10 protein-coding genes and 1 tRNA gene are annotated in these 12,903 nt (G+C 64.5%); 6 read left to right on the top strand and 5 right to left on the bottom strand.

Annotated elements, in window-relative coordinates; genetic code table 11:
* The first annotated feature begins 12 nt into the window (after window positions 1-12).
* The 5 genes from HHL14_RS01890 to HHL14_RS01870 all read left to right on the top strand — a co-directional run bounded on the left by HHL14_RS01890 (window position 13) and on the right by HHL14_RS01870 (window position 4,702).
* Window positions 13-894: a class I SAM-dependent methyltransferase gene (locus HHL14_RS01890; protein WP_169495884.1), complete on the top strand. Its 882-nt coding sequence runs from the start codon at window positions 13-15 to the stop codon at window positions 892-894.
* Window positions 891-1,337, top strand: coding sequence for a ribonuclease HI (gene rnhA, locus HHL14_RS01885; RefSeq protein ID WP_169495883.1), 447 nt, complete (start codon window positions 891-893; stop codon window positions 1,335-1,337). The genes HHL14_RS01890 and rnhA overlap by 4 nt, the downstream gene beginning before the upstream one ends.
* A gap of 94 nt (window positions 1,338-1,431) precedes the next feature.
* Window positions 1,432-2,166 (top strand): DNA polymerase III subunit epsilon, encoded by a 735-nt coding sequence (gene dnaQ, locus HHL14_RS01880; RefSeq protein WP_169495882.1) that lies wholly within the window; start codon window positions 1,432-1,434, stop codon window positions 2,164-2,166.
* Between the two features lie 48 nt (window positions 2,167-2,214).
* Window positions 2,215-2,289, top strand: a tRNA-Val gene (locus HHL14_RS01875).
* 538 nt (window positions 2,290-2,827) lie between these two features.
* The gene (locus HHL14_RS01870) at window positions 2,828-4,702 is read left to right on the top strand and encodes an ABC transporter ATP-binding protein (protein WP_169495881.1); all 1,875 of its coding nucleotides are present in this window, start codon (window positions 2,828-2,830) and stop codon (window positions 4,700-4,702) included.
* Between the two features lie 184 nt (window positions 4,703-4,886).
* Here HHL14_RS01870 and HHL14_RS01865 read toward each other — a convergent pair whose 3' ends face one another.
* The 3 genes from HHL14_RS01865 to HHL14_RS01855 all read right to left on the bottom strand — a co-directional run bounded on the left by HHL14_RS01865 (window position 4,887) and on the right by HHL14_RS01855 (window position 7,684).
* Window positions 4,887-5,351 carry a DUF2214 family protein gene (locus tag HHL14_RS01865; RefSeq protein ID WP_169495880.1) on the bottom strand — a complete coding sequence of 155 codons (465 nt, stop codon included), beginning with the start codon at window positions 5,349-5,351 and terminating at the stop codon, window positions 4,887-4,889.
* Between the two features lie 152 nt (window positions 5,352-5,503).
* Window positions 5,504-6,364, bottom strand: a complete 861-nt coding sequence (locus HHL14_RS01860; protein WP_169495879.1) for a hypothetical protein — start codon at window positions 6,362-6,364, stop codon at window positions 5,504-5,506.
* A gap of 255 nt (window positions 6,365-6,619) precedes the next feature.
* Window positions 6,620-7,684 carry a glycosyltransferase family 4 protein gene (locus HHL14_RS01855; RefSeq protein WP_169495878.1) on the bottom strand — a complete coding sequence of 355 codons (1,065 nt, stop codon included), beginning with the start codon at window positions 7,682-7,684 and terminating at the stop codon, window positions 6,620-6,622.
* Between the two features lie 693 nt (window positions 7,685-8,377).
* On the opposite strand from HHL14_RS01855, the gene HHL14_RS01850 reads away from it, so the two are divergent.
* A complete protein-coding gene (locus HHL14_RS01850; protein ID WP_169495877.1) occupies window positions 8,378-10,213 on the top strand; it encodes an ABC transporter ATP-binding protein in 1,836 nt (611 codons plus the stop codon).
* 134 nt (window positions 10,214-10,347) lie between these two features.
* Here HHL14_RS01850 and otsA read toward each other — a convergent pair whose 3' ends face one another.
* Both otsA and otsB read right to left on the bottom strand, forming a co-directional pair.
* A complete protein-coding gene (otsA, locus tag HHL14_RS01845) occupies window positions 10,348-11,805 on the bottom strand; it encodes an alpha,alpha-trehalose-phosphate synthase (UDP-forming) (protein ID WP_169495876.1) in 1,458 nt (485 codons plus the stop codon).
* A 55-nt stretch (window positions 11,806-11,860) separates the two neighbouring features.
* Window positions 11,861-12,610, bottom strand: coding sequence for a trehalose-phosphatase (gene otsB, locus HHL14_RS01840; protein ID WP_169495875.1), 750 nt, complete (start codon window positions 12,608-12,610; stop codon window positions 11,861-11,863).
* Window positions 12,611-12,903: the final 293 nt, after the last annotated feature.

Genomic DNA, 12,903 nt, shown 5'->3' with positions numbered 1-12,903 from the left:
GCATTTTTAGATATGACTGACCGAGCGATTATAGACTGGCCCGCCTGGACCGATTCGCCGCCTGGGCGCTACGTGCTCGACTGGGAGCAGCGGCAGCTCGACCGCGTGGTGTCGGACGTGTTCGGCTATCATGCGCTGCAACTCGGCCTGCCGCAGCTCGACGCGCTGCGCGAGAACCGCATGCCGTGCCGCGGCCTCGTGCTCGATGCGGCGAGCGGCGCGAGCTCGCCTTATATGTATCCGCGGGCGCTGCGCCGTGGCGGCGCAGGCGACATCGGCGTCGTCGGCAATCCTGGCGATGCCCTGTCCGGCAACGTCACGCCCAGCGACCTCGACCTGCACGCGCCCGCCGGACGCAGCGCGGTCTGGTGCGATCTGCTCGACCTGCCCTTCGAAGCGCAAAGCGTCGATCTGATCGTGATGCCGCATACGCTCGAGTTCACCAGCGACCCGCACCGGCTGCTGCGCGAAGCCGAGCGCGTGCTGATGCCGGAAGGTCAGTTGATCATCCTCGGCTTCAATTCCTTGTCGCTGTGGGGCGTGCGGCAGTCGATCGGCAAGATGACGGGGCGCCCGTTCGTACCTGCCGCCGTCGATCTGATCGCGTTCACGCGCCTGAAGGACTGGATCAAGCTGCTCGGCTTCGACCTTGAACGCGGACGCTTCGGCTGCTATTGTCCGCCGCTCGCGAGCGAACAGTGGCTCGCCCGTTACGGCTTCATGGAGGCCGCCGGCGACCGCTGGTGGCCGATTTTCGGCGCCACCTACATGATCAAGGCGATCAAGCGCGTGCGCGGCATGCGCCTCGTCGGCCCGCTCAAAGTGAAGAAGCCCGTGCTCGCCGCGGGCCTCGCCTCCGCCGCCACCCCGAATACACGCAATCACACCGAATGACTCCGGACCACATCGACATTTACACCGACGGCGCCTGCAAGGGCAATCCCGGCCCCGGCGGCTGGGGCGCACTGCTGCGCTTCGGCAGCCAGGAAAAAGAACTGTTCGGCGGCGAAGCCAACACGACCAACAATCGCATGGAGCTGATGGGCGTGATCGCCGCGCTCGAAGCATTGAAGCGGCCGTGCAAGGCGATCGTGCACACCGACTCGCAGTACGTGCAGAAAGGCATCAGCGAATGGATCCACGGCTGGAAGAAGAAAGGCTGGATCACCGCGGCGAAGCAGCCGGTCAAGAACGCCGACCTGTGGAAGCGGCTCGATGCGCTCGTCGCGCAACACGAGATCGAATGGCGCTGGGTGCGCGGACATAACGGCCATCCGGAGAACGAGCGCGCCGATCAGCTCGCCAATCGCGGCGTCGCATCGCTCGCGCAAATGTAAGGCGGCTGCCGCGTCGTCACTCATTCTTTAGCGGCGACGCGCGCTACCCCTCCGCGATTTTTCAGCAAATTTTTTCGAAGCAGGCCCATCCGACATGCGTCAACTCATTCTCGATACCGAAACCACCGGCCTGAACCCTCGCGGCGGCGACCGGATTCTCGAACTCGGTTGCGTCGAGCTGGTGAACCGCCGGCTTACCGGCAACAACCTGCACTTCTACATCAACCCCGAGCGCGACAGCGATCCGGGCGCGCTGGCCGTGCACGGGCTGACCACCGAGTTCCTGAGCGACAAGCCCAAGTTCGCCGAGATCGTCGACCAGTTCCGCGATTTCATCCAGGACGCGGACCTGATCATTCACAACGCGCCGTTCGACATCGGCTTTCTCGACGCCGAATTCGCGCTGCTCGGCCTGCCGCAGGTGAAGACGTACTGCGGCGAGATCATCGACACGCTCGCGCGCGCGAAGCAGATGTTCCCCGGCAAGCGCAATTCGCTCGATGCGCTGTGCGACCGCTTCGGCATCAGCAACGCGCACCGCACGCTGCACGGCGCACTGCTCGACTCGGAACTGCTCGCCGAGGTCTATCTGGCCATGACGCGCGGCCAGGAAAGCCTCGTCATCGACATGCTCGGCGAAGTGCAGAGCGGCGGCGACGCGCATGCGCCCCGCGTCGCGCTCGACTCGCTCGACCTGATCGTGGTCGCCGCGAGCGACGACGAAATCGCCGCGCACGAAGCGGTGCTCGACGGCCTCGATAAAGCAGTCAAAGGCACGAGCGTCTGGCGTATCGAACCCGCGGCCGCAGCCGATGAGCAAACTACTTAAAAAATACTAGACGAACTCAAAAAAGCCTGACATAATCTCAATCTCTTCGGGTGGTTAGCTCAGCGGTAGAGCACTGCCTTCACACGGCAGGGGTCACTGGTTCGATCCCAGTACTACCCACCAGATTCTTGGTGTGTCGATCACCGAAGACAAAAGGGCTTACGCAGAAGTGCGTAAGCCCTTTTTCTATTTTCGCCCGGCGTATCGCGCACGAGTGTTCGAGCGCGCCGACACCGTGATTCCGTATGTTGGCGAGCGCCGTGCACAGCTGATATATTCGGCATTCGGGTATTCGCCCGTCCGGTTTCTCCATCTCACACCATCATAGGGAGGCGTCACATGTTGATCGTGCATCGCGCGCTCCCTTGCATGGTTCCGCGACCGTCGGTCCGTCCGACACGACTGATGCGACCCGTAACGCGACCGTAAGAGCCGCAACGTCGTCGCCAGTGCGGGGCCGCCTTGTGAGGCGCGCCGCATTATTCCAGACAGTCCACTGCTGTATTGCCGTCGTTGGTTGTTGCGCTGCTCGCTGTTGCGCTGCTGTTTCCCGCGCCATTCGCTGGATTCGTTGCGCGCCGCCCGGCATCCGTCGACTGTCTGCCCCTTTCGCTTCTGACTGGAACCTCGGTGCGCTCGCGCGTCGCCGGGTCGAAAGCAAATGACCAGCAAAAAACTCGACTTTCGCGGACAGGCCTTCAAGGACGTCCTCGGTTTCACCTTCCGTCACTGGGCACAACAGCCGTGGCGCATCGTCGTGATCGCCGCGCTCGCCCTCTTCACCGCCGGCGCGGACATTCTCACGCCGGTATTCGCGGGCAAGCTCGTCGACGCGATCGCGGCCGGCCCCGCCGCTGACGCGACCGTCTGGCATCGTGCGCTCGAAGCTTTCGGCGTACTCGCCGCGCTCGGCCTCGGCGCGACGCTGCTGCGCCAGGGCGTGTACTTCAACATCATCCGCTTCACGCTGAAGATGATGAGCGAGATCGCCGCCAACGCATTTCATCGCGTGCAGCGCTTTTCCACCGACTGGCACGCGAACAGCTTCGCCGGCTCGACGGTACGCAAGATCACGCGCGGCATGTGGGCGCTCGATCTGCTCAACGACACGCTGCTGATCGCCCTGCTGCCGTCGCTCGCGATGCTGGTCGGCGCGACCGCGCTGCTCGGCTGGCGCTGGCCGATGATGGGCCTCGTCGTCGGCATCGGCTCGCTGCTGTATATCGGCGTGACGGTCTCGGTCTCGCTCGGCTTCGTCGCGCCGGCCGCGCGTCTCGCGAACACGTGGGACACGCGCATGGGCGGCGCGCTCGCCGACGCGGTCAGCTGCAACGGCGTCGTCAAGGCGTTCGGCGCCGAGGCTCGCGAGGAAGCGCGCCTGCAACACGTGATCGGCAAATGGCGGCAACGCACGCGCCGCACGTGGACGCGCGGCACGATCAACGGCGGGATCCAGGGTGGCATGCTGGTCGCGATCCAGGCCGCGATTCTCGGCGCCGCGCTGCTGCTGTGGGCGCGCGGCGAGGCAGGCGTCGGCGACATCACGTTCGCGCTGACGATGTTCTTCATGCTGCAAGGCTATCTGCGCGACATCGGCATGCACATCCGCAACCTGCAGCGTTCGGTCAACGATATGGAGGAGCTGGTATCGCTCGAGAGCCAGCCGCTTGGCATCGAAGATCGTCCGGGCGCCGGTCCGATCGCGATCCGCAACGGCGAGATCCGTTTCGAGCACGTGTCGTTTCACTATGGCGCGCACAGCCGACCGCTTTATGACGACTTCTCGATCCGCATCGCGCCGGGCGAGCGCGTCGGCCTCGTCGGTCATTCGGGCTCGGGCAAGACGACCTTCATCAAGCTGATCCAGCGCCTGCACGATATTTCGGGCGGCCGGATCACGATCGATGGACAGGACATCGCGCAGGTTCAGCAGACGTCGCTACGCAGCCAGATCGCGATCGTGCAGCAGGAACCGGTGCTGTTTCACCGCTCGCTTGCCGAGAACATCGCGTATGCCAAGCCCGGCGCGAGCCATGCCGAGATCGAACGGGCCGCGCGGCTCGCCAGCGCGCACGACTTCATCGCCGCGCTGCCGAACGGCTACGACACGCTGGTCGGGGAACGCGGGATCAAGCTGTCGGGCGGCGAACGTCAGCGCGTCGCGATCGCGCGCGCGTTTCTCGCCGACGCGCCGATCCTGATTCTCGACGAAGCCACTTCGAGCCTCGACAGCGAAAGCGAAGTGCTGATCCAGCGCGCGATGGAGCGGCTGATGCAGGGCCGCACGACGCTGGTGGTCGCGCATCGGCTGTCGACGGTGCGCGCGCTCGACCGGTTGCTGGTGCTGGACAAGGGCAAGGTGCTCGAGGAAGGCAGTCATGACGCGCTGATCAAGCGCGACAACGGCCTGTACCGGCGGCTTTTCGAGCGCCAGGCGCTGGAGTTGATCAAGGGGCTCGGCGAGCCGGAACTCGCGCGCGAAACGGCGAGCGGCAAGACGAAGCGGAGCGATGACTCGGATGTGCTGGTGAGTTGATTGGCTGGCTAGCCGTTCAGCGCACGAAGAAGACGTGCGCTGAACGGTGTCGGTATTGCGCATGGGGTATTGCGCGCAGGCGTGGCACTCGACCTCGCTTGAACGGACCGCCGAAGCGTCGCCCTATCGTCGCCCCAGCGCTGCTTCGACGTCGCCCACCGGCGCAAACCGGATCGCCGCCGCGCTACACCACGCCGGCCGGCAGCCCGACACCACGCGCCATCCCCGTCGCGGCAAACACCATCAGTACCAGCAATACCGTCTGGATCACGCTGAAGTGCGCATACGAACGCGCCTTTTTCAGATTGGGCGCCTCGCCGCTACGCACCGACGCTCGCCAGCGCATCAGGCCGAGCATCGTCGGCACTTCGAGGATCAGGATCAGGACCAGCAGCGCCATCTTCACGTGGAAGAGTGGCTCGTGGAGATAGTAGTCGGCGCCCTTCTCGTAGCTGCCGAACACGCGCATCAGACCGGTGACGATCAGCACCAGCGCGGCGATGCCCCAGCGCGTATCCGCGCGAAACACCGAACGCAACGCGGCGGGCACCGACGCTCGACGCAACGACCACGTGCGCCGAAGAATCGACGCGAGCGCAAAACCATAAGCAAGGAGATGAAGGGCGGCAAGCAACCAGCGAACCAGCATAGCGACTCCTGCGAAAGACGCGATACGATCGATGAGTGTCCCACTCGCCCGCTTTCACGCACCGGGCGTCATGACTGCATTATCTGCGAAGCTGCGCTTCGGCAGGCGCGCATCGGCCACCCGACGTGGTCGACAGCACAAAACGGCCTGGGTCAGACTTGCCGCAACGTCGTGTCGAGCGCCCGCGCGGCGACGCGATCGCCTTCGGTCATCAGCGCGGCACGAAACACCGTCTGCCGGTTATGCCCGGCGGCGGCCGGCGAATCCCACAGCAACTCGACCTTCGGACGCACGCCGAATGCGCTGCGCGCGAGCGACGGTGCCGCCACCGAACCCATCGGCGCAGCCGATGTGCCCGGCTCTCCCGCCGCGCCGAACACGACCGCGGGCGTGGGAGCGGGCGTCGGACGCGGATCCGGCCCATTCGCCCAGCGCACCGACAACTCGCGCGCGTCGTATTGCCCGACCTTGCGCCGCTCGGCCCACACCACGACCGTGCGCGTGACCGGATCGAGCGACACCGCATAGCGGCCGATCGCAAAACGCCGCGCCGCGACGTTGGTACGCCACAGCGGCAGCGGCCGGCAAATCCAGATCACCGCCGCATACAGCACCGGCGCGGCCAGCAGCCAGCCGTTGGTCGCGGCGACCGCCTGCATCGTGCGATGCCAGCCGGCACTCGCAACGAACGCACCGATCGACCACAGCGCAAACAGAAACCCGAGGAAAGCAAACAGGCGCAACGCCTGACGCAGCCATTGCGGCAGCGGATGGAACGGACGCTCGGCGACGGCACGCGCGCCCGGCAGGAAAATCAGCAGGAACAGGAATACGAGGTTGATGCAGGCCCACGGCGACGATGCCATCGAGGTGATCGCAGTGCTCAGGCTCATCTGCGACTGCGACATCGAGAAAAGCCAGCGGGCGACGAGCACGAGACCGATGGCGCGCAACGTAAAAATCGTTCCGGCGCCGGGCGCGGCGTTCGCACGCGTCTCTTTCGTTCTCGCCAAGGCATCCTCCTTTCGACGGCGGCGCCGCAGTCCAATTTGCGGCACGGCAATTATAGGGATAATACCGAGTGTCGCCCGTTCGCGCCGGGCGGAAACCGGTATTTTTGGCCTCCCGCGGACAAAAAACGCGGCGCGCATGCAACAACGCCCCGCCGGCGAAGTGCCGACGGGGCGTTGCGGGAGACGAAGCGCGCGGTTTAACGCGTGCCTTCGCCAGTCTTCATTGACTGCGGATCAGGCCGAAGTAGACGCAGCTTAGTTCGCGTTGACTTCGCGCAGCACCGTGCGTTGCTTGCGGCGCAGCAGTTCTTCGTACGTAGCGACGTAGTTCTTCGCCATCACCTTCGACGAGAAGCGTGCTTCGAAGGCCTTGCGCACCGCCGCGCGCGGCAGCGTGTGCAGACGCTTGAGGGCTGCAACCGCGCTGATTTCGTCTTCGACGACGAAGCCCGACACGCCGTTTTCGATCACTTCCGGCACCGAGCCGCGGTTGAACGCGATCACCGGCGTACCGCAAGCCATCGCTTCGATCATCACCAGACCGAACGGCTCCGGCCAGTCGATCGGGAACACCAGCGCATGCGCGTTGCCGAGGAACTCACGCTTTTCGGCTTCGCCGATTTCGCCGATGTACTCGACGTGCGGGAGCGCCATCAGCGGCTTGATCGTTTCTTCGTAATACGCACGGTCGGCCTTGTCGATCTTGGCGGCGACCTTGAGCTTCATGCCGGCCTGGCCGGCGATGCGGATCGCGCGGTCGAGACCCTTCTCCGGCGACACGCGGCCGAGGAATGCGAGGTAGCCCGGTTCGACGTCGGGGATCGGCGTGAGCACGTCTTCCGGCAGACCGTGGTAGACGGTTTGCAGCCAGTGCGCCTGCGGCAGCGGGAGGCGCTGGTTGTCGGAAATCGACACGACCGGCACGTCGTTGAACGTGTTGAAAATCGGCTGCAGTTCCGGCAGATCGAGACGGCCGTGCATCGTGGTCAGGAACGGCACCGGCTGACGCGCGAACAGCGAGAACGGGTAGTAGTCGATGTGAAAGTGCAGCACGTCGAATTCGTCCGCGCGGCGGCGCACTTCTTCGAGCAGCAGCATGTGCGGCGCCATCACGTCGCGGATCGTCGGGTCGAGACGCAGCGCCTGCGGCCAGAAAGCTTCGAGCTTGGCCGAGGTCTGCGAATCACCGCTCGCAAACAGCGTGACGTCGTGGCCCTGCTCGACCAGCGCTTCGGTCAGATAGGACACCACACGTTCCGTACCACCATACAGCTTGGGAGGAACCGCCTCGTGCAACGGAGCGATTTGAGCGATTCGCATAATGACGACTCCTAGTAAAAATCAGGCAAAAGTACTGCGTTTGGAAAAAGCGACTCGCTTGCTCGCCAGGGCAGTCTGGCCGGATAAGCCGGCGAGGGCCTGATTCTTTCGAGAAATCCTGCGATGGATCGCTTGGGTAACGAGCCCAGACCAGTGCATCAGCGTCTGCGCATGTGCGAGTAAACGCGCATGGGGCACCTACGTTGACAAACTGTCAGAAAATTTGCCGGGCTAATGAGCACGCATTATCGATGCCCGGATTCTTGCCGCATTGCGACATTTCAAAGTCTTTACGTTGTTACAAACGCGAAACACTTTGCAAACCCCTGTTTTATAAGACAGTTTTAGAGTGGTAACAGGGGTTCGGCCAGTCACGGCGGACAGTATCTGAAAGCTCTACTACATCAATTTTGCAGCAGCAATTGAAAAATTGTCGCAGCACAGTTGAATGCAATCTGTAATTATATCTCGAAATTTGTCGCTTTCTGCGTGAACCGTTGGGCAACCGGCGTGTCGAGACAGAGCGGAGCGCGGCAGTCCATCGCGAATCAATCGCGCCAAAGGCCCGGATTCACAGGGCGCAATCGTCTTTGCATGTTTACAATGCGAAGCATCGGCTTCGCGGAGCGCCATGCTTTTCCGCGTGGCCCGCGCATTGCATGCACAACCCGCAACACATCGACCTCAGCTCAATTGGAACACTTGACCATCGCCCAGCGTAACGCCCAGAACGCAAAGCTCGCGAGCTATGCGCACCGGCCGCTTGCGTTTCTCTTCCGCTTTATCCGCCGCCATCCGCTCGCGCATGCGATCGTGCTGTGCAGCGTGTTCGCGGCCGTGGGCTGTGCGCTCGCTTCGCAATACGCGATCAAGCATCTGATCGACGTGCTGGCCGGCGGCCGGCATCATCCCGGGCCGCTGTGGGGAGCGTTCGCGATCCTCGTCGGCCTGATCGCTGCGGACAACCTGCTGTGGCGGGTTGGCGGCTGGGTCGCCGCGCACACGTTCGTCGCCGTGACGGGCGACCTGCGGCGCGACCTCTTCCAGTATCTGAGCGGCCACTCGCCGACCTACTACGCGGAAAAACAGCCCGGCATGCTGGCCAGCCGGATCACCGCCACCTCGAACGCCGTCTATACCGCCGAAAACACCACCGCGTGGAACGTGCTGCCGCCCTGCATCGCGGTGCTCGGCGCGATCGTGATGATCGTTTCGGTGAATCCGTTGATGGCGCTCGGCCTGATGCTGTGCTCGGCGATCCTGTCGGTGGTGCTGTACAAGCTCGCGGGCCGCGGCTCCGCGCGCCACCATACGTTCGCGACCAAGGCGGCGTCGGTGGACGGCGAGCTCGTCGACGTGATCAGCAACATGAGCCTCGTGCGCGCGTTCGGCATGACCTTCCGCGAACAGAACCGCTTTGCCGCGACGGTCAAGTCGGAGATGGATGCGCGTCAACAGAGTCTTCTGTATCTGGAGAAGCTGCGGCTGCTGCACGCGGTGATCACCGCGCTGCTGTCGGCCGGTTTGCTCGGCTGGGCGCTGTGGCTGTGGGACCAGGGTCGCGCAACCTCCGGCGACATCGTGCTCGTCAGCTCGCTCGGCTTCACGATCCTGCACGGCACGCGCGATCTCGCCGTTGCGCTCGTCGACGTCACGCAGCACGTCGCGCGACTCGCGGAAGCGGTGCGCACGCTGCTCGAACCGCACGGCATGCCCGATCGCGACGACGCGACCGAACTCGTGCCGCAAGGCGGCCGCGTCACGTTCGAAAGCGTCACCTTCGCCTATCCGCGCCGCCGCGCGATTCTCGATCACTTCGACCTGAATATCGAACCCGGTCAGCGCGTCGGCCTGATCGGCAAATCGGGCGCCGGCAAATCGACGGTGCTCGCGCTGCTGCAGCGTTTCTACGAAACCCAGGGCGGCGCGATCAGGATTGACGGCCAGGACATCGCGTCGATCACGCAGGACAGCCTGCGCCATACCATCGCGCTGGTGCCGCAAGATATCTCGCTGTTCCATCGCTCGGTGTACGAGAACATCGCCTACGGCCGCCCCGAGGCGAGCCGCGAGGAAGTGCTCGCCGCCGCGCGCGAGGCACGCTGCTCGGACTTTATCGAGGCAATGCCGGAAGGCTACGACACGATCGTCGGCGATCGCGGCGTGAAGCTGTCGGGCGGTCAGCGTCAGCGCATCGCGATCGCGCGCGCGATCCTGAAGAACGCACCCATCCTGCTGCTCGACGAAGCCACGTCCGCGCTCGACAGCGCGTCGGAAGAAGCGATCCAGAAGGCGCTCGACCGGCTGATGGTCGGCCGCACGGTGATCGCGATCGCGCACCGACTGTCGACGCTGAACAACTTCGACCGGATCATCGTGATGAGCGCGGGCAAGGTTATCGACGACGGCTCGCCGGAAGAACTGCGCCAGCGCCCGGGTCTCTATCGCGACCTGCTCGCGAAGCAGTACGGCAAGGGCCAGACGCTGCATATCGGCGGCAAGAAGATCGACGAACAGCACGTGGCCTGACCTACAGGGCTGTGCGCCCTATGGCCCCATAGGTTGCCGGCGCGCCGCCACGGCACCCGCGAAAAAGCCGCTCCATGGAGCGGCTTTTTTGTGCCTTGTTACTTTCGCCTTTAACACGGCCTAACCCACGCGGCCTAACCCGCCACGCTCACGCGCCCCGCCCGCTTCCGCGCGACCGCCGCCTTACCAGCTCGGACGCCCTTCGCACCCTCGACGTTCTGCAGATCGCGCATGAAGTTATCGCGCCAGACCGACACATTGTTCTCGCGCAGTTGCGCCATCATGTCCCGATAGCGCGCCTGACGCTCGACGAGCGGCATCGCGAGCGCCTGCGCGAGCGCCTCGGCCATCCCGTCGATATCGACCGGATTGACGATCAGCGCACCCTCCAGCTCCTGCGCCGCGCCGGCAAAGCGCGACAGCACCAGCACGCCCGGATCGTCCGGATTCTGCGCCGACACGTACTCCTTCGCGACGAGATTCATGCCGTCGCGCAACGGCGTCACGTAACCGACGTGCGCGGTGCGGAACAGCGCCGCCAGCACCGAGCGCTCGTACTGCTTGTGGATGTACAGAATCGGCGTCCAGTCGAGCTCGGCGAAGCGGCCATTGATACGCCCCGACTCGCTCTCGAGCTGCAGCCGGATGTCCTGATACGCGTGCAGATCGGCGCGCGTGGGCGGTGCGATCTGCAGGAACGACACCTTGTTGCGCAACGCGGCAGTGTGTTCGAGCAGGCGTTCGAACGCGCGGAACCGCTCGACCAGTCCCTTCGAATAATCGAGCCGGTCGACGCTCATGATCAGCTTGCGCGAATGCAGCGTCGCCTTCATCGTGCGCACCGGTTTGCCGCGCTCGCCCGCTTTCGCGAGCTCGGCGATCTCGTCGGGATAGACGCCAATCGGATACGCGGCGGCTCGCAACGTGCGGCCGAACGCCTGCACGGTGAGCGGGCCGTTCGTCGCCGCTTCGATCGTGCCGCCCGCCTCGTTGACGATGTAGTCGCAGAACGCGCGCAGATCGGGGCCCGTCTGGAAGCCGAGCAGATCGAACGAACACAGCGCCTCGACGAGTTCGCGATGCGGCGGCACGGCCAGCAGCACCTGCGAGGCCGGAAACGGAATGTGCAGGAAAAAGCCGATGCGATTCTTCACGCCGGATGCCCGCAGCGCCTGCGCAAACGGAATCAGGTGATAGTCGTGCACCCAGATCACGTCGTCGTCGCGCAGCAGCGGCACGAGTTGCTGCGCGAGCCACGCGTTCACCCGGCAGTAGCCGCCGAAGTCATGCCGGTCGTAGTGCAGCAGATCGGAGCGATAGTGGAACGCCGGCCACAGCGTCGCGTTCGAGAAACCGCGGTAGTACTGATCGTAATCGCGGCGCATCAGCGGCACGGTCGCGAAGGTCACGGGCCCCCGTTCCTCGACCTTGATCTGCGGCTGGCCCGAACTCAGCACGTCGCCGCTCCAGCCGAACCACATGCCGCCGGTCTCTTTCAGCGCGTCGTACACGCCGACCGCCAGACCGCCCGCCGCCGGGCCGCCCTCCGAGATCGGCGCAACCCGGTTCGAAACAATGATCAGTCGGCTCATGAAGCGCGATTCCCGATGCAGTATGTTGTTTTCGTTGAGCGATGCGGCACCGGCATCACGCGGCGCGCGCCGCCGCGACAATCGTCTCGAGCCAGTCGAGCAGCGCGCTCACCGATTCGACACGCGTATGCGCCATCGTCTCGCCCGCGCCGACCTTGATCGACAGGCCGCCGCGCTCGTTGACGACCGCGAAGCCCTTCTCGTCGGTCAGATCGTCGCCGGCAAAAACCGGTGTGCGGCCGGTGAACGGCAACTCGTCGAGAAACGCGCGCGTGGCGCGGCCCTTGTCGACGTCCTTCGGTTTGATCTCATAGACCATCTTGCCCGGCTGCAGCACATAGGAGCCCGGATACTCGGCGACGAGCCGCTCGGTCGCCTCGCGCGCGATCGGCTCGCGGTCCGGCGCATTGCGATAGTGCATCGCGAGCGCGGCGCCCTTGATCTCGAGCAGCATGCCCGGGTGTTCGTTGACGACCTGCGCGAGCACCTGCTCCATGCGCAGCAGCCGCTCGTCGTTAAAGCCGACGCGCTGCGTGTCGCCGTTCGCATCGCGGCGCTCGGCGCCGTGCAGACCAGCCACCGGCAGATCGGGCATGCCGAGAAAACTGTCGATGCTGTCGATGCCGCGCCCTGACACCACCGCGACCGCGCCATTCGTCAGACTGCGCAGCTCGCGCAGCAGCTCGATCACGCGCGGTTGCACCAGCACGCCGTCCGGCGTGGGCGCGAGTTCGACGAGCGTGCCGTCGAAATCGAAGAAAAATGCCGTCTCGCTCGGAGACAGAACAGCCGGAAGTGCTTGCATTGCCTGGGTTCGCCTTTCAGCCTTCTGCGGCCGGAAAAGTGTGCGCATCTTACCGCGCATCCATCAATTTTTCGAGAAAGTAAGCCGGGCCTCAAGCCTGGCGGGCACTGCGCTCGCCTCATCGCACCGATTGCGTTCAAAAACAGAACAATCGCACTTCAGACGGCTTTCGACCGCCTGCGGCAAATTGCCCCGCAAACCGCGCGCCCGGGGCGCTCAGCGACGCGCGCGGCGAAATTGCGCTACAGTCGCTGCCACGCGGATGGTTACCGTCCGAGGTCATCGTTGCATGC

It is taken from the genome of Paraburkholderia antibiotica (assembly GCF_012927125.1).
Lineage (GTDB): Bacteria > Pseudomonadota > Gammaproteobacteria > Burkholderiales > Burkholderiaceae > Paraburkholderia > Paraburkholderia antibiotica.
Note: the sequence above shows the minus strand (reverse complement) of the source record. Positions and strands in the feature narration are given on the sequence as shown.

Excerpts from the sequence above, each read along its gene's own strand:
- HHL14_RS01890 (WP_169495884.1), top strand. The coding sequence starts at position 13 with ATGACTGACCGAGCGATTATAGACTGGCCCGCCTGGACCGATTCGCCG.
- rnhA (WP_169495883.1), top strand. The coding sequence starts at position 891 with ATGACTCCGGACCACATCGACATTTACACCGACGGCGCCTGCAAGGGC.
- dnaQ (WP_169495882.1), top strand. The coding sequence starts at position 1,432 with ATGCGTCAACTCATTCTCGATACCGAAACCACCGGCCTGAACCCTCGC.
- HHL14_RS01870 (WP_169495881.1), top strand. The coding sequence starts at position 2,828 with ATGACCAGCAAAAAACTCGACTTTCGCGGACAGGCCTTCAAGGACGTC.
- HHL14_RS01865 (WP_169495880.1), bottom strand. The coding sequence starts at position 5,351 with ATGCTGGTTCGCTGGTTGCTTGCCGCCCTTCATCTCCTTGCTTATGGT.
- HHL14_RS01855 (WP_169495878.1), bottom strand. The coding sequence starts at position 7,684 with ATGCGAATCGCTCAAATCGCTCCGTTGCACGAGGCGGTTCCTCCCAAG.
- otsA (WP_169495876.1), bottom strand. The coding sequence starts at position 11,805 with ATGAGCCGACTGATCATTGTTTCGAACCGGGTTGCGCCGATCTCGGAG.
- otsB (WP_169495875.1), bottom strand. The coding sequence starts at position 12,610 with ATGCAAGCACTTCCGGCTGTTCTGTCTCCGAGCGAGACGGCATTTTTC.